The 15,059-nt window shown below is 66.9% G+C and carries 13 protein-coding genes and 1 other RNA gene; 9 read left to right on the top strand and 5 right to left on the bottom strand.

All coding sequences use genetic code 11. From position 1 onward, the window contains the following. Window positions 1–114: 114 nt before the first annotated feature. The 4 genes from QRM89_RS12575 to rlmJ form a co-directional block, all read right to left on the bottom strand. A non-coding RNA gene (locus tag QRM89_RS12575) (sX9 sRNA) lies at window positions 115–189 on the bottom strand. A 61-nt stretch (window positions 190–250) separates the two neighbouring features. Beyond that, window positions 251–3,718 carry a transcription-repair coupling factor gene (mfd, locus tag QRM89_RS12570; RefSeq protein ID WP_115573283.1) on the bottom strand — a complete coding sequence of 1,156 codons (3,468 nt, stop codon included), beginning with the start codon at window positions 3,716–3,718 and terminating at the stop codon, window positions 251–253. A 597-nt stretch (window positions 3,719–4,315) separates the two neighbouring features. After that, entirely contained in the window at window positions 4,316–4,858 is a 543-nt protein-coding gene (locus QRM89_RS12565) for a GNAT family N-acetyltransferase (RefSeq protein WP_011037827.1), read from the bottom strand. 166 nt (window positions 4,859–5,024) lie between these two features. Then, a complete protein-coding gene (rlmJ, locus tag QRM89_RS12560; protein WP_116891640.1) occupies window positions 5,025–5,933 on the bottom strand; it encodes a 23S rRNA (adenine(2030)-N(6))-methyltransferase RlmJ in 909 nt (302 codons plus the stop codon). A 216-nt stretch (window positions 5,934–6,149) separates the two neighbouring features. Between rlmJ and creB the strand changes: the two genes are divergently transcribed. From creB to creC, 3 genes are read left to right on the top strand one after another with little or no spacing between them, the layout of a single operon-like run. Further along, complete coding sequence (gene creB / locus QRM89_RS12555) at window positions 6,150–6,857, top strand: two-component system response regulator CreB (protein ID WP_183111054.1); 708 nt, start codon at window positions 6,150–6,152, stop codon at window positions 6,855–6,857. Window positions 6,858–6,859: 2 nt separating this feature from the next. Then, window positions 6,860–7,231: a hypothetical protein gene (locus QRM89_RS12550; RefSeq protein WP_285448149.1), complete on the top strand. Its 372-nt coding sequence runs from the start codon at window positions 6,860–6,862 to the stop codon at window positions 7,229–7,231. A 1-nt stretch (window position 7,232) separates the two neighbouring features. Then, entirely contained in the window at window positions 7,233–8,681 is a 1,449-nt protein-coding gene (creC, locus tag QRM89_RS12545) for a two-component system sensor histidine kinase CreC (RefSeq protein ID WP_115573280.1), read from the top strand. A 127-nt stretch (window positions 8,682–8,808) separates the two neighbouring features. Here the strand turns inward: creC and QRM89_RS12540 are convergent, their stop codons facing one another. Next, a complete protein-coding gene (locus tag QRM89_RS12540; RefSeq protein ID WP_285448148.1) occupies window positions 8,809–9,621 on the bottom strand; it encodes a C1 family peptidase in 813 nt (270 codons plus the stop codon). 436 nt (window positions 9,622–10,057) lie between these two features. Between QRM89_RS12540 and creD the strand changes: the two genes are divergently transcribed. From creD to QRM89_RS12510, 6 genes are all read left to right on the top strand, one after another. Continuing rightward, window positions 10,058–11,377, top strand: a complete 1,320-nt coding sequence (gene creD / locus QRM89_RS12535; RefSeq protein ID WP_115573279.1) for a cell envelope integrity protein CreD — start codon at window positions 10,058–10,060, stop codon at window positions 11,375–11,377. Window positions 11,378–11,384: 7 nt separating this feature from the next. After that, complete coding sequence (locus QRM89_RS12530) at window positions 11,385–11,795, top strand: hypothetical protein (RefSeq protein ID WP_161961990.1); 411 nt, start codon at window positions 11,385–11,387, stop codon at window positions 11,793–11,795. A 106-nt stretch (window positions 11,796–11,901) separates the two neighbouring features. Continuing rightward, on the top strand, window positions 11,902–12,213 hold the full coding sequence (locus QRM89_RS12525) for a hypothetical protein (protein ID WP_014508372.1): 312 nt from the start codon (window positions 11,902–11,904) through the stop codon (window positions 12,211–12,213). Between the two features lie 34 nt (window positions 12,214–12,247). Then, a complete protein-coding gene (locus tag QRM89_RS12520) occupies window positions 12,248–12,844 on the top strand; it encodes a GNAT family N-acetyltransferase (protein ID WP_285448147.1) in 597 nt (198 codons plus the stop codon). Between the two features lie 59 nt (window positions 12,845–12,903). Next, the gene (locus QRM89_RS12515; protein WP_285448146.1) at window positions 12,904–13,788 is read left to right on the top strand and encodes a carbon-nitrogen hydrolase family protein; all 885 of its coding nucleotides are present in this window, start codon (window positions 12,904–12,906) and stop codon (window positions 13,786–13,788) included. Window positions 13,789–13,925: 137 nt separating this feature from the next. Beyond that, complete coding sequence (locus QRM89_RS12510; RefSeq protein ID WP_012437847.1) at window positions 13,926–15,017, top strand: DUF3616 domain-containing protein; 1,092 nt, start codon at window positions 13,926–13,928, stop codon at window positions 15,015–15,017. Window positions 15,018–15,059 lie beyond the last annotated feature (42 nt).

Raw genomic sequence — 15,059 nt, 5'->3', positions numbered from 1 at the left:
ACCGTCGGCGCGTTGCACAGTGCGTCGTGCAGTACCTTCAAAACACCACGCGCTGCAGCGTGCCTGTGCAGTGCGCCCCAGCGGGACGCACTGCTCCGTATAACCACTTAGAGCGGCTAACAAAACGTAGCGAGCAGCCGTCAGGTGGGTGCGGACGGCGCGGAGGAACCGGAGTGTACGGGGGTACATGCCGATTCCGAGCACTGGCCGCGCCCGCCTGGCGGCTGCGCAGTCGTTTTGATAGCTGCTCTTAGCGCGGTGCCAGGGCCGTCAGCAGCCCACGTGCCGCATTGAAGCGGTCGGCAGCCTCGGGCAACGGTAGCTTGATGCGCAGTTTGTCCGGCCCGTCCATGGTGTAGATCTTCGGCTGCTTCTGGATCATCTGGATCACGGTCATCGGGTCGATCGACGGCTTGGCCTCGAACACCAGCCGGCCGCCGTTCTCGCCCAGGTCCAGCTTGCGCACACCCAGCGCATTGGCCTGCAGCTTGAGCTCGGCGATCGCGAACAGGTGCTTGACCGGGTCCGGCAGCAGGCCGAAGCGGTCGATCATTTCTACCTGCAGCTCGCGCAGCGCATCGCTGTCGCGTGCACTGGAAATGCGCTTGTACAGGGTCAGGCGCGTGTGCACGTCGGGCAGGTAGTCCTCGGGAATCAGCGAGGCCACGTGCAGTTCCACCTCGGCGCCGCGCACTTCTTCGCCGGCATCCAGGTCGGGCAGCTTGCCCTGGCGGATGCTGCGCACCGCGCGTTCCAGCAGTTCGGTGTACAGGCTGAAGCCCACCTCGGCCATCTGCCCGCTCTGGTCCTCGCCCAGCAGCTCGCCGGCACCACGAATCTCCAGATCATGCGTGGCCAGGGTGAAGCCGGCGCCCAGCTCGTCCATGGAGGCAATGGCTTCCAGGCGCTTTTCTGCATCGGAGGTCATCGAGCGCCGGTCCGGCACCACCAGATACGCATAGGCGCGGTGGTGCGAACGCCCCACGCGGCCGCGCAGCTGATGCAACTGCGCAAGACCAAAGCGGTCTGCGCGGTTGATGATGATGGTGTTGGCGTTGGGAATGTCGATGCCCGATTCGATGATCGTGGTCGACAGCAGCACGTTGAAGCGCTGCTTCTGGAAATCCAGCATCACCCGTTCCAGCTCGCGCTCGGGCATCTGCCCATGCGCGATGCCGATGCGCGCTTCCGGCACCAGCTCGGACAGGTCGCGCTGCATGCGCACGATGCTTTCCACATCGTTGTGCAGGAAATACAGCTGGCCACCGCGGCTGAGTTCGCGCTGGAACGCCTCGCGCAGCAGGGTGTTGTCCCAGGCGGTGATGAAGGTCTGTACCGCGAGCCGGTTCGGCGGCGGCGTAGCGATGATGGACAGATCGCGCAGCCCGGCCATGGCCATGTTGAGCGTGCGCGGGATCGGCGTGGCGGTGAGCGTGAGCAGATGCACGTTGGCGCGCATCGCCTTGAGCGCTTCCTTCTGACGCACGCCGAAGCGCTGTTCTTCGTCGACCACGACCAGGCCGAGATCCTTGAACTTCACGTCCGGCTGCAGCAGCCGGTGCGTGCCGATGATCACGTCGATATCGCCGCTGGCCACTTTCTCCAGCTCGGCCTTGATCTCTTTGGTGCTCTTGAAGCGCGACAGCACTTCCACCTTCATCGGGTAGTCGGCGAAGCGGTCGCGGAAATTACGGTAATGCTGTTCGGCCAGCAGCGTGGTCGGCACCAGCACGGCGACCTGCTTGCCGGCACTGGCCGCGGCGAACGCGGCGCGCACCGCGACTTCGGTCTTGCCGAAGCCGACATCGCCGCAGACCACGCGGTCCATCGGCTGGCTGCTGCCCAGATCGCGCAAGGTGGCATCGATCGCCGCCAACTGGTCAGTGGTTTCCTCGAACGGAAAGCCCGCGGCGAATGGTTCGTACATCGCGCGGTCCACCTGCAACGCCAGGCCTGCGCGCGCGCGGCGGCGCGCCTGGATTTCCAGCAATTCGGCGGCAACATCGCGCACCTTTTCAGCCGCCTTGCGCTTGGCCTTGGTCCACTGCTCGCCACCCAGCGAATGCAGCGGCGCTGTGTCGGCCGAGGCGCCGGAGTAGCGGCTGATCAGGTGCAGCTGCGCCACCGGCACATACAGCCGGTCGCCCTTGGCGTATTCGATTTCCAGAAACTCGCCAGGCATGCCGCCGGCGTCGAGCACGATAAGGCCGCGGTAGCGGCCCACGCCGTGGTCTTCATGCACGATCGGCGCGCCTTCGGAAAGCTCGCCCAGGTCGCGGATGATCGCTTCCGGCTCGCGGCCCACACGGCGCGTGCGGCGCGGTTGGTTGGCCCGCTCCGGGAACAACTGGCGCTCGGTCAGCACCGCAATCTGCGGCGTGTCCAATGCAAAGCCGTCTTCCAGCGGCGCCACGGTGATGCCGAAGCGCAGTTTGGTCGCGGCCAGGAACGCGGGCAGGTCGGCCACGACGTCCGGCTTCAACTGCGCGGCGGCCAGCACTTCCATCAAGGCTTCGCGGCGGCCGGCCGAATCGGCGGCCACCAGCACCCGGCCGGGGTAATGGCCCAGGAACGAGGCCAGGGCCTGCCCGGCGGGCGCATCCTTGGCGGCGACCGGTAGCGGCGGCAACGGCTGGTCGCCCAGCGGCGCGGCCTCGTCGATACGCGGATGGTCGGCCGGCCACACTTCGATGCGCGCCAGCTTGTTGAGCCGCTCGCGCAAGGCATCCGGTGACTGGTACAGCTCATCGGGCGGCAGCAGCGGGCGTTCCACATCGTGGCGGCGCTGCTCATAGCGGTTTTGCGCCTGCAGCCAGAAGGCATCGGCCGCATTGGAGACGCCGGTGGCGATCAGCGGCAGCACACGCGTGTCCAGATAATCGAACAGCGTGGCGGTCTTGCTGAAGAACATTGGCAGGTAATACTCGACGCCCGACGGTGCGATGCCGGACTTCAGATCCTGATACAGCGCGCTGCGCCGCGTATCCACGTCGAAGCGTTCGCGCAGGCAGGCGAGCACACGCTCCACGCTGGCATCGTCCATCGGCACTTCGCGGCCGGGCAGCATCTTGACCGCGTCCACCTTGTCCAGCGAGCGCTGCGATTCCGGGTCGAAGGCGCGGATGGAATCGATATCCTCATCCAGCAGCTCGATGCGCAACGGGGTGTCGGCGCCCATCGGGAACACGTCCAGCAGGCCGCCACGCACTGCGAAATCGCCCGGGTCCATCACCTGCGGCACGTTGCGGTAGCCGGCGCTTTCCAGGCGGCGTTTTTCCGCGTCCAGATCCAGGCGCTGGCCAACCGTGAGATCGAAGCTGCCACCGACGATGTAGCTCAGCGGCGCCAGCTGCTGCAGCAAGGTCTGCACAGGCACGATCACCACGCCACGGGTCAGACCGGGCAAGCGATGCAGGGCCGCCAGGCGCTGGCTGATGATTTCCGGGTGCGGGCTGAACTGGTCGTAGGGCAGGGTTTCCCAGTCGGGAAACGGCACCACCGGCAGCGTGGACGCGTCACCCAGCAGGGCGTGCAGATCGGCTTCGATTTGATGCGCGCTCTGGTTGTCGCGGGCAATCACCAGCACCGGGCCGGCATGCGCTTCGGCAGCGCGTGCAATCGACCAGGCCAGGGCCGTCGGAGACGACGGAGCGCGCCAGTAGGCGCGGAGCTGGCCGGACTTGGGCAGCGGCGGAGAAGGGAAGGTAGGCGACGGCATCAGCCGGTAATTTTACCAGAGCGCCCGCTGCGACCGGTCCATTCGGCGTGAAAGCAGGTGTCTGGCCACCTGCGCAGAAGGGCGCTGCAGGGTCCTGCGCGTACCGACCTTGCTGGCACCAGGCAAACCCCGGCAAGCACCTCATTGGGCAAGATTCAGTTGGAAGCGGAGGTCAAAATCCGAGTCGGTCGAGGGCGCGATGCCCCCACCGCTCGCGGGACACGCCGCAAGTACGTCCATGTAGGCTCGGTGGCGGCATCCATGCCGCCACACGGTCCCGCAATCGGTGAAGGCACCGCGCCAGACAGTCAGTCGGTTGTTTTGTTAAAAGCTTGTCGGTTGCTCGGCTTGTTTTGAGAAGCTGAGCGGACGCGCCGTTATCCAATCAACGCAGGTCACGCATTGCTTGCATACCGACCATCTCGACTGGTCCTTGTCCGCTCACCGTCGCGGGACCTTACGCGGCATGGATGCCGCGTAAGAGCCTACATGGACGTACTTGCGGCGTGTCCCGCGATGGTGGGCGGGCAAGGGCCTTGCAACCAAGCGACAGATCATCAGCTCTGAACCGAATCCCGAATCCCGAATCCCGGCGAATCAGGCATCCAGCTCCAGCACCATCCGAACCAGTTCCGGGGAATCCGGGTGCGGCTGCGGTTTGAAGCCCAGCGATTCGGCCAGCTGCAGCATCGGCAGGTTGCTTTGCAGCACGTCGCCGTACAGGCAATCGAGGTACTTGCGGCGCGCCCACTTCACTAGTTTGCGCATCAGTTGGCGGCCCAGGCCCTGGCCGGCCACAAAGCTGCTGACCAGGATGGTGTATTCGGCCTGGCGGGTGCCCGGTACCAGCGCGGCACGCGCGACGGCGCCCACCAGCGCTTCGCCGGGCGGCAACTGCTCAGCCGCCACCAGCACGATCTCGCTCTTGGGGTTGGGATGGGTGAGGCGTTGCACCATTTCGGGGGTGATTTCGGCCGAGGAGCGCACGAAACGGGCGCGGATCTCTTCCGGGCCCAACAGGCTGAAGGCTCCCTGCAGCGGCGGGCCGTCCTCGGGACGGATCGGGCGGAGCAGGAGCGTGCGGCCATTGGGCAGACTGAAATTTTCATGCCAGGGAGGCATGCGATTGCGGATGGCCATGACCGGGTGTTCCTTGAAGATCGGAAGATTCTGGCACCAGCCCAGCGCACAACCGTGAATGATTCCGGTGCGCCGCTGGGGGCCGTATGCGGGGGTGGCAGTGCTTCCCACGGCACTCTACCGAGCGATGCCGTGAGCCAGTCGTGACGCCGGGCGCCAACGCGGCCTAGCCCTCCTGGCGCAGCCACTCCAGCCGGGTCGAGGCACCGGCTTCGCCAAGGTGTGCCTTGAGCGCGGGCAGCGCCGGGGCCAGCACCTGGTCGAACTGCCAGGGGGCATTGACGATCAACAGGCCGCTGCCGGTCAGGCGCAGCGGTGAATCGTCCGGATGCACCTGCAGTTCGGCCATCAGCACCGACTTGGCCGGCAGCGCGGCGGCCTTGCGCATGAAGGGCTGCAGGCTGCGGCGCAGCTTGATCGGGTACCACACCATGTAGATCGCCTGCGGCCAGCGCGCCAGCGCTTCGCGCACGCTGGCGATCACCTGCGGGTATTCGGCACCCTGTGATTCATAGGGCGGGTCGATCAAGACCAGGCCGCGGCCGATCTTGACCTCGCCGGCCCGCGGCGGCAGGAAGGCGCGGATCGCCGCATAGCCATCGCCGGCATGCACACGCACGCGGCTGTCGTTGGCGAACAGGGTCTTCAGCGCCTGGGCTTCGTCGGGCTGCAGTTCGCAGAACGCCATGCGGTCCTGCGCGCGCAGCGCCTGCGCCGCCAGCAGCGGCGAGCCGGGGTAGTGATTGATCTGGATGCCGGCGGTGGGCCGGGCCGCTTTCTGGCCGGGCACGGCCGGGCGTGCGACGGCGGCGTTGTCGGCCTGCACCGCGCGCAGATAGCGTTCCACCACCTCCGGAAGCGTGGCTTCGGCCATCAACCGCATGACGCCGGCATCGGCTTCGTTGGTCTTGCGGCTCTCTTCGCCACCGAGCTGGTAGCGGCCACGGCCCGCGTGGGTGTCCAGCACGAAGAACGGGGTGTCCTTGCGCTTGAGGGTGTCGATCAGCGCCAGCAAGGCGATGTGCTTGAGCACGTCGGCGTGGTTGCCGGCATGGAAGGCGTGGCGATAGTTCATCGCGGCAGTGTAGAGGGTGCGCGGTGGTTTGCGCTGCGCCAGGTGCGGTGGCGGTTTACGCCGGGAGGGGCGCAGCGAGGCGGCCGGGCGCCGGGGTGGGCGCGTCTGCAACGCCTCGGCCTCGCAAGGTGCAGCCAGCGTTGTGTGGTCGATGATGGCCCGCAGCGGCCAATAGCACGGTGGCCCGCGTGCTATTGGCCGCGCCGGCATGCGGCTATGCTGCGCGCCATGTCCGAGACCCCCGCCCGTGTCCTTGTCGTCGAGGACGAAACCGCCATTGCCGACACCGTGCTGTACGCCCTGCGCAGCGAGGGCTACGTGCCCGAGCACTGCCTGCTGGGGCGCGAGGCGCTGGAGCGGCTGCGCAACGATCCCGCCGACCTGGTGGTGCTGGACGTGGGCCTGCCGGATATCAACGGCTTCGAGGTCTGCCGCACGCTGCGCGGTTTCAGCGAGGTGCCGGTGATCTTCCTGACCGCACGCAACGACGAGATCGACCGCGTGCTGGGCCTGGAGCTCGGTGCCGACGACTACATGGCCAAGCCGTTTTCGCCGCGCGAGCTGGTGGCGCGGGTGCGCGCACGGCTGCGCCGGCGTGGCGTGGCCGTGGCCCAGGCCGAACCGGGCTGGCAGCCGCACGGCGCGTTCGCGATCGATCGCGACGGCAGCCGCATTCGCTACGGCGAGACGCTGTTGCCGCTGACGCGCTACGAATACGCGCTGCTGGCCGCGCTGCTGCAACGGCCCGGCGCCATCCTCAGCCGCAGCCAGCTGATGGACCGCGGCTGGGATGCCAGCGCCGACAGCGCCGACCGCACCGTGGATACCCATATCAAGACGCTGCGCGCCAAGCTGCGCCAGGCCGGCGTGCCGGCCGACCCGATCCGCACCCACCGTGGCCTTGGCTACGCGCTGGAGGTCTGAGGATGGATGCCGTGTTTCAGCAGCCGGCGGTCGGGGTGGTCGAGCGTGCTGGTTTGCGCGGTTTGCGCGGTTTGCGTGGTCGGCGTGGGCTGACTGAAGTGAACGGCCTGGCGGGCGGGCGCGATGTGTTCGCGCTGTCTTGCGTCGGCCATCATCAGACGCGTGCAGCGCAGATCGATGTTGCGTGCCTCCGCGGTGCCGCAATCGCGCAATCCCTATGCACGCCCACCTTGCGTTCGTCGCTCCTGGCACAGACGCAACTGGCGCAGGCCGCATCCATGCCAAATGCGTCGGCTGTTGACGGCTACTTGACCACGCGGTGTTCGACCAACGACCACACACATGCGTGCGCGGCCAACGGGATTCGGTGCTGACATGCGGCTCGGCCTCAAGCTGTTTCTCGGGTTCTTTCTGATCGTCGGGCTGGCCGCGTTCTTCGTGATGCGGGTGTTCGTCAACGAGGTCAAGCCGGGTGTGCGCCAGGCGATGGAATCCACATTAGTGGACGCAGCCAACGTGCTGGCCGAGATGGCCAGCCCCGAGCTCGCGGCCGGGCAGATTGCCACCGGCCGCTTTGCGCGCCACCTTGCACAGGCCCAGCAGCGCGACCCCAAGGCCTGGGTGTGGCGCTTCCGCAAGAACAACGTGGATTACCGCGTCACCGTGACCGATGCGCGTGGTGTGGTGGTGTTCGATTCGCTGGGTCGCGACGTCGGCCGCGACAACTCGCGCTGGAACGATGTCTACCGCACCTTGCGCGGCGAATACGGCGCGCGCTCCAGTCCGGAGCTGGATGGCACCCCCGGCGCCACGGTGATGCATGTGGCCGCACCGATCTATGCGCCTGACGCACCGGGCACACTGATCGGCGTGCTCACGCTGGCGCAGCCTAACCGCAGCATCGACCCCTTCATCGAAGCCAGCCAGCGCAACATCCTGCAACGGGGCGCCTGGTTGATCGGCATTTCCGCATTGATCGGCATCGGCATGACCTGGTGGCTGATGCGCGGCATCGGCCGGTTGAATCGCTACGCGCAGGCGGTGAGCGCGGGCATCCCGGTGCCGCCGCCCAAGCCGCGCGGCGATGAAATCGGCGACCTGGGCCAGGCGCTGGAAACCATGCGCCGCAAGCTGGAGGGCAAGGCCTACGTCGAGCACTACGTGCAATCGCTGACGCACGAGATGAAAAGCCCGCTGGCGGCCATTCGTGGCGCCTCGGAGCTGTTGACCGAGCCATTGCCGGAGGCCGACCGCCAGCATTTCGTGGCCAGCATCCGCGCCCAGGAGCAGCGCCTGACCGAAACCATCGACAAGCTGCTCGCCCTGGCCGAGGTCGAACAACACGGCTGGCTGCAGACCCGTGTGCGTGTGGCCGTGCCTGGCGTGTTGCAGGCTGCGGTGGACGCGGTATTGCTGCGCGCCGCTGGCGCCGGCGTGCTGGTGGAGCTCGATGCGGCAAGCATGGCGGCCAGCGACCCGACCGTGCTCGGCGATGCTTTCCTGCTGCGGCAGGCCGTGATCAACCTGCTGGAAAACGCCATCGCCTTCTCACCGGACGGCGGCACCGTGCAGCTGCGCACGCAGCTGGAGGACGGTCAGGTGCAGCTGTTGGTCGAAGACCGCGGCAGTGGCGTGCCCGATTACGCGATCGAACGCGTGTTCGAGCGGTTCTATTCGCTGGCGCGCCCGCAAACCGGGCAACGCAGTTCCGGCCTGGGCTTGCCGTTCGTGCGTGAGGTGGCCCGCCTGCACGGCGGCGACGTGCGCCTGCGCAATCGCGACGGCGGCGGTGCGATCGCCACCTTGCGATTGCCCATCGCGTAAATCCCGTTGCAGGCCATGTGCGACCTGCTGGCGAACTGCGGCGGCTGGTGGCCGCGTGGATGCGGCAGGTGCCGGAGCACATGCCGCATCCGTGTCAGCGACGCCTTATCGCGCGCAATCGCCGTGGTCAGTGCACTACGTCAGCTCCGATCACGTCCTTTGCCACGACCGACCAGGACAGCTTGCCAAAGCCCTTGTTGCCCCACTCGGTTCCCCAGCTGTTTTCAACGATCAAGCCTTCGCTGTCGTACCCCAGTGCGATCACCGCGTGGCCGCCCAGAATCGGCGTCTTGATGTCGTAGTCGACCTGATTCGATGGGGTGAGGTCTTCGAAGCCTTGCCGGACATAGAAGCCGATGGCCACCGGCGTGGACGCGGCCAGCGCAAGCTTGATCTGCTCGACCAATGCTCGCCCGCCATTTCCGTCGCCGGCATACAGCACGGTGTACTTGCGGTACGGCGTGGGGTGCTTGGCGGCGTTGGCGCGGTCGGCAGCGGTGGGCGGGTTCTTCCGGTTGTAATCGCCCCATGAATAATGCTGCGCGGTGTCGATGCCCTGGGCCAAAGCCACGTCCAGTGGGGCTTCCAGGGTGGAACCGCCATCGACGCCACCGTTGACCTGGCTATAGAGATACATCGGCGCAAAGCGGGTCTGCGCCTGTTTGGCGGCGTTGGCATACCAGCCGGTGAGGGTGTGGGCGGTTGCCCACGAGGCACAGGATCCCACCTGACCCTGGTCGCCTGGCGTGATCGCCCAGGCGGTCAGGTCCACTGTGGCGGGGAGCGGTTTGGCGGTACTTGCGGTGCCGAACAGCGGGGTCACCGGCTGCATCAACGCCGACGGTTTCAAACCCATTCCATGCATTGCCGCCTGTGCGGCAGCGGAGGACAGGCTCAGGGCAGCGAGCAGGCAGAGCGTCAGCGAACGTTGCGTGTTCATGAAGGCAGACTCCAGGCAAGAGGGATGCAGTCGGGCGCACGGTTGAACCACGGCCGGCCAAGCGGGCAGGCGTGTAGAACGGCGCCACGACGGCGCGCGGAAGATGGAAGGAAGACGGCGAAGAACGACGGAGCGGAAAGCCGTGTTCAAAAAATGATCGAAAACGAAACGATGGTCCTGTCGTACGCAACTGCCTGCGCATCGTTGCGCCTGGCGCCGAAGTGCGTGGCAGTGATGCGAAGTGCCGTCGATGAAACAGAAGCTCTTGCTGGGCCTGCGTTGCACTTTTCCAGAGTGAAACCTGTATTTCCACAGCACGTCACAGTGGCACTCGTTGGCCGTGCGGGCCACCCACTTCACATTCGCTTCAAATTCGCCTCAAACCCTGGACACCGAGGGCGCTCACCCTGACCACCTCCCAGACTGAGGATGGTCGATGAAATCCCTGAAACTGCTGTTGCGCTTCGCCACCGTTGGTGGGTTGATCCTGCTGTTGCTGATCCCGTTGTTGTTGATCCGCGGCGCGGTGCAGGACCGCGCGCGCTACCGCGACGAGGCGGTGGAGCGGGTGTCCAAAAGCAAGGCCGGCGAGCAGCAATTCATCGCGCCGGTGCGTGTGCTGCCCTACACCGAGCAGGTGCAGGTGAACGAGCCGGACGAGCAGGGCAACCAGCGCAAGGTGTGGCGCGCGCAGGAGGGGGCGCTGCTGCAGACGCCGCGCACGCTCAAGATCAGCGGCGAGATGGTGCCTTCGGTGCGCGAGGTGGGGATCTACCGCGTGCAGGTGTATTCGTGGAAGGCAACGCTGCACGCCGAATACGACCCGTTCGAGTACGCCGCCGCGCCCACCCGCGTGTATGGCCAACCGTATCTGACAGTGGGCATTTCCGATGTGCGTGGGCTGGTGGGCACGCCCAGCCTGCGCGTGGATGGCCGGGCGCTGACGCTGGAAGGCGGTGCAGGCACGCTGGCCGGGCGGACCTCGGGCATCCATGCCGCGCTCAAGCCGGTGAGCGATGTAACTGCCGGGACGCTGCAGGACGGCAATGTGGTGGACATGCAGTTCGTGCTGGATGGCACGCGCCGGTTGGCGATCGCGCCGATCGGCGACACCAACGACATCGCGCTGCGCTCGGGTTGGCAGCATCCATCCTTCGGTGGGCAGTTCCTGCCGAATGCGCCGAGCATCGGGCCGAAGGGCTTCGATGCCACCTGGTCGTTGTCGGCGCTGGCCACCGGCGCACAGACGCAGTTGCAGTCGGATGCGAGCGCGCTGGACATGCTGGAAGTGCGCCTGGTCGACCCGGTGGACGTGTATACCCAGGCCGATCGCGCCAGCAAGTACGGCATCCTGTTCGTGGTGCTGACCTTCGTGGCGTTTGTGTTGTTCGAGCTGATCAAGCGGCTGCCGATCCACCCGGTGCAATACCTGCTGGTGGGCCTGGCGCTGGCGATTTTCTTCCTGCTGCTGCTCAGCCTGTCCGAGCGCATCGCCTTCTGGCAGGCGTACCTGGTCTCGGCGGTGGCGTGTATCGGGCTGCAGTGCGTGTACCTGTCTGGTGTGTTGCGAAGCTGGGCGCGGGCCGGCGGGTTTTCGGTGATGCTCACCGCGCTGTACGGGGTGCTTTACAGCCTGCTGATCTCCGAAGACAACGCGTTGCTGATGGGATCGTTGCTGCTGTTCGGCATCCTGGCCTGCATCATGTGGGTAACCCGCAAGCTCGATTGGTACGAGCTTGGCAACAGCCTGCGCTGAGGTCGGCATGTTGATGCGCTCTCAGTTACACCGGCGCGCGCAGCGGTTGCTGCCCGCCGGGATCGAAACGGTGGCGCTGCTGTCCGCAGCGCCGCCCCACCAATGGGAATGCTCGCCGCTATCCGCCTTGCCGCTGCCTGCAGCGGGGCGGCGTGGATGGATCGGCATGGCGCTGCACGCACGCACGGCCGAGGATGTGCGCCGCGATGGCGCCAACGCACTACAGCAGCTGCAGTGCGCTGCGCCCCGGCCGCCACTGCGCCAGTACCTGCCATGGCAGCGGCTGAGCAACGGCAGCTACTGGGTCCGCAGTAGCGATGCATTACTCGGCGTGCTGTTGGCGGTGGAAGATGCGGCCGTTTGGTTGCTATGGCAGCAGTCCGCCGCTGCGGCCTGCACGCGGAGCTGGCTGCGATGAGCGGCGCGGTTTGCAGGCGAGTTGTCTGTTACGCGCGGCCGCAGCAGGCAGCGCACCGTGTCGCCCGCTTACAGTGCAGCGGCACATGCGTCACAGGACGCCTGCGGTGATCTGGGCAGCCGTAGTGATCTTTGTGGTTGCGATGCTGACGCTGGCGTTGGTGGCCAGCGCCAGCTGGCGGGTGTTCGGTGGGTGCGTCGCCTGCGTCTGCGTGCTCTTGCCGGTGTTGTTGTTCGGCACCTTGATGCTGCAGCCCGGCGCCGGGCAGGATGCGTTCGCGTCGGCAGTGGCGGTGGAAGCGGCGATTTGCCTGCAGTTGGCGGCGGACGCCGCGTGCCTCCTGGCAGCGCCCCTGGGGCTGTTGGGCCGACGCATGCTGGCGTGGCAGGCCGCGCGTGGAGCCGGCACGGCCGGCTGAGCGCACGCGCTGCAGCCATGGCTAGAATGCACCCATGCCTACTCCCACCATCACGGCACTGCGCGGCAGCGCCATCACGCCGTTTCTGGACGATCTGGCGCGGCTGCGCAGTGTGGTCTTCCGCGCCTGGCCGTATCTCTACGACGGCGACCCCGCCTACGAGCGCGACTACCTGGCCGCCTATGCGACCTCGCCAGACAGCGTGTTCGTGCTGGCGCGCGATGGCGATGCGGTGATCGGCGCCTCCACCGGCCTGCCTCTGCTGGACGATAGCGCGGCCTTCCATGCGCCGTTCCGCGCGGCAGGCATCGAACCGGCCAGCGTGTTTTATTTCGGCGAATCGGTGTTGCTGCCGGACTATCGCGGGCAGGGCATCGGGCACGCGTTTTTCGACCAGCGCGAAGCCCACGCGCGTGCGCTTGGGCGGTTTGCCCTGACCGCCTTCTGCTCGGTCCAGCGCGACCCGCACGACACGCGCCGCCCGGCCGATTACCGGCCCAACGATGCGTTCTGGCGCAAGCGCGGCTATGCGCCGCAGCCCGGCATGCAGGTGCGGCTGGAGTGGGCGGAGTTGCAACACGGGGACATCGACCACAGTTTGGAGGTGTGGACGCGCGCGCTGCAGCCGTAAGGCTGCTGCGCCACCTCCGCATCACCCACCCCATGGACGCACCGCAGGACGCTCACCCGATGAAGATTGCCGTTGCCAAATACCCGATCGGCAAGCCGGCCGATTTCGCCGCCTTCGCCGCACGCCAGACAGCGTTGGTGGGCGAGGCCGCGGCGGCCGGTGCACGCGTGCTGGTGCTGCCGGAATATCTGTCGCTGGAGCTGGGCGCCACCTTCGGCACGCAGATTTCGGCCGGTTTGCCGGAGTCGCTGGCAGCGATCCAGGGGCTGCGCCCGCAGTGGATGGCGTTGTTCGCCGGGCTGGCCAGGCAGCATGCGGTGCATCTGATCGCCGGCAGTTTCCTGCTGGAGATTGGCACCGGCCGCTACCGCAACCGCAGCGATTGGTTCACCCCCGACGGCACGCATGGCTGGCAGGACAAGTTGCAGCTCACCGGCTTCGAAAAGGCCACCGGCGTGATCGACCCGGGCGATGCGCTGAAGGTGTTCGAGCTGGATGGCGTGCGTGCGGCGATCGCCATCTGCTACGACAGCGAATTCCCGTTGCCGGTGCGCGCGCAGTACGAGGCCGGTGCGCGTTTGCTGATCGTGCCCAGCTGCACCGACACCGCTGCCGGTGCGATGCGCGTGCGCGTGGGGTGCCTGGCGCGTGCGCTGGAAAACCGCGTGTTCGTTGCGCAGTCGGTCACCGCCGGTGAGGCGCCGTGGAGCCCGGCGTTGGACGTCAATACCGGCGAGGCTGCGGTGTTCGCGCCGATGGATGTGGGCTTTCCGGCCGATGGCGTGCTGGCGCAGACCCAGGGCGCGCAGGTGTGGGCGTATGCGGAGCTGGATTTTGACGCGTTCGCGGCCAGCCGTGCGCAGGCGCAGGTGGCCAATGACCGCGATTGGCCCAGTCAATTGGCTGCTCACGTGACGCGTGCGAAGCTGGTTGGGTTCGATTGATCCAAGACGACCGATAGCCTCCGGGCGCTGCCGGCCGGTGGATGCGTAGCGCTTCCCATGCGCGCAGCGCCACCGGCCACGCGCCCGTGGGAGTCAGCCGCCTGGCAACTCCCGCCCCGCCACCGACCAGGTCACCCATGTCCAAGAAAACCTTGATCCCGCATAGCGTCCGCCTGGAATTTGCGCCTGGCGCGCTGGTGCACAGCAATCTTTCCGGCGCTGCCTTCACCGACGATTGGCTGTGGGTGGCCGGCGATGAGGCCTGTGCGGTGGATCGCCTGCGCACGCTTGCCCCGCTGCAGCGCGAGACGCTGCGCTTTGGTGAAGGCCAGAGCTTTCCGTTGGCGGAGTTGCTGGATCTGCCCGGCGAAGCAGCCGAGGAAGCCGACCTGGAAGGCCTGGCACTCTCCGACGGCTTTTTGTGGGTGATCGGCTCGCATGGGCTCAAGCGCAAGAACGCCAAGCCTGGCCGCGACGATGCCGAAAATGCCAAGCGGCTGACCAAGCTCAAGCTCGATGCCAACCGCCGCCTGCTGGCCTGCCTGCCGATCGAGCGCGCTGCCGATGGCACGCCCACGCTGGTGCGCGAAGCCGCCGACGGCCGTCGCGCGCTGCGGCTCAAGGGCGACGCCAAGCACAACCAGCTCACCGCGCTGCTGGAAGACGACCCGCATTTCGGCCCGTTCTTGAAGATTCCGGGCAAGGACAACGGCTTCGACATCGAAGGCATTGTGGTTGACGGCCAGCGCCTGCTGCTGGGCCTGCGTGGCCCGGTGTTGCGCGGGTGGTCGGCGCTGCTGGAGATCCAGGTGGAAGCGCATGGCGATCATCTGCGCCTTGCCCCGCTGGATGAAGAGGGCACGCTGCTGCGCAAGCACTTCCTGCAACTGGGCGGGCTGGGCGTGCGTGACCTGCACTATTCCGGTGACGACCTGTATCTGCTGGCCGGGCCCACCATGGTGCTCAATGGCGAGATCCGCTTGTTCAAATGGCCGGATGCGCGCAGCGTGCTGGCCGCCAACCAGGCGCCGGTGCGCTTCCAGCGCGAGCTGCTCAAGTCGGTGGTGCTACCGCACGGCGAAGACAGCGACCGCGCCGAAGCCATCTGCAATCTGCCGCGCCAGTTGGCCGGCAACACGCCAAGCTGGCTGGTGCTCTACGACGCCCCGGGCGCCAAGCGCAGCGGCGGCGATTGCGTGGTCTACGGCGACCTGTTGCGCAACACCTGAGCGGGCGGGCCGGGCAGGGCACGGCTGCGCAAGGTAAAATCG

This window comes from Xanthomonas sp. LMC-A-07 (genome assembly GCF_030208825.1).
In the GTDB taxonomy this organism is placed as follows: Bacteria; Pseudomonadota; Gammaproteobacteria; order Xanthomonadales; family Xanthomonadaceae; genus Xanthomonas; species Xanthomonas campestris.
The sequence above is the reverse complement of the archived record's forward strand: the minus strand, read 5'-3'. Positions and strand labels throughout refer to the sequence as shown.

What these genes read in the sequence shown, in the direction of transcription:
- QRM89_RS12540 (WP_285448148.1), bottom strand. Translation starts at nt 9,621, where the DNA reads ATGAACACGCAACGTTCGCTGACGCTCTGCCTGCTCGCTGCCCTGAGC.
- rlmJ (WP_116891640.1), bottom strand. Translation starts at nt 5,933, where the DNA reads ATGAACTATCGCCACGCCTTCCATGCCGGCAACCACGCCGACGTGCTC.
- QRM89_RS12550 (WP_285448149.1), top strand. Translation starts at nt 6,860, where the DNA reads ATGGATGCCGTGTTTCAGCAGCCGGCGGTCGGGGTGGTCGAGCGTGCT.
- QRM89_RS12530 (WP_161961990.1), top strand. Translation starts at nt 11,385, where the DNA reads ATGTTGATGCGCTCTCAGTTACACCGGCGCGCGCAGCGGTTGCTGCCC.
- QRM89_RS12510 (WP_012437847.1), top strand. Translation starts at nt 13,926, where the DNA reads ATGTCCAAGAAAACCTTGATCCCGCATAGCGTCCGCCTGGAATTTGCG.
- creC (WP_115573280.1), top strand. Translation starts at nt 7,233, where the DNA reads ATGCGGCTCGGCCTCAAGCTGTTTCTCGGGTTCTTTCTGATCGTCGGG.
- creB (WP_183111054.1), top strand. Translation starts at nt 6,150, where the DNA reads ATGCTGCGCGCCATGTCCGAGACCCCCGCCCGTGTCCTTGTCGTCGAG.
- mfd (WP_115573283.1), bottom strand. Translation starts at nt 3,718, where the DNA reads ATGCCGTCGCCTACCTTCCCTTCTCCGCCGCTGCCCAAGTCCGGCCAG.
- creD (WP_115573279.1), top strand. Translation starts at nt 10,058, where the DNA reads ATGAAATCCCTGAAACTGCTGTTGCGCTTCGCCACCGTTGGTGGGTTG.
- QRM89_RS12520 (WP_285448147.1), top strand. Translation starts at nt 12,248, where the DNA reads ATGCCTACTCCCACCATCACGGCACTGCGCGGCAGCGCCATCACGCCG.
- QRM89_RS12565 (WP_011037827.1), bottom strand. Translation starts at nt 4,858, where the DNA reads ATGGCCATCCGCAATCGCATGCCTCCCTGGCATGAAAATTTCAGTCTG.
- QRM89_RS12515 (WP_285448146.1), top strand. Translation starts at nt 12,904, where the DNA reads ATGAAGATTGCCGTTGCCAAATACCCGATCGGCAAGCCGGCCGATTTC.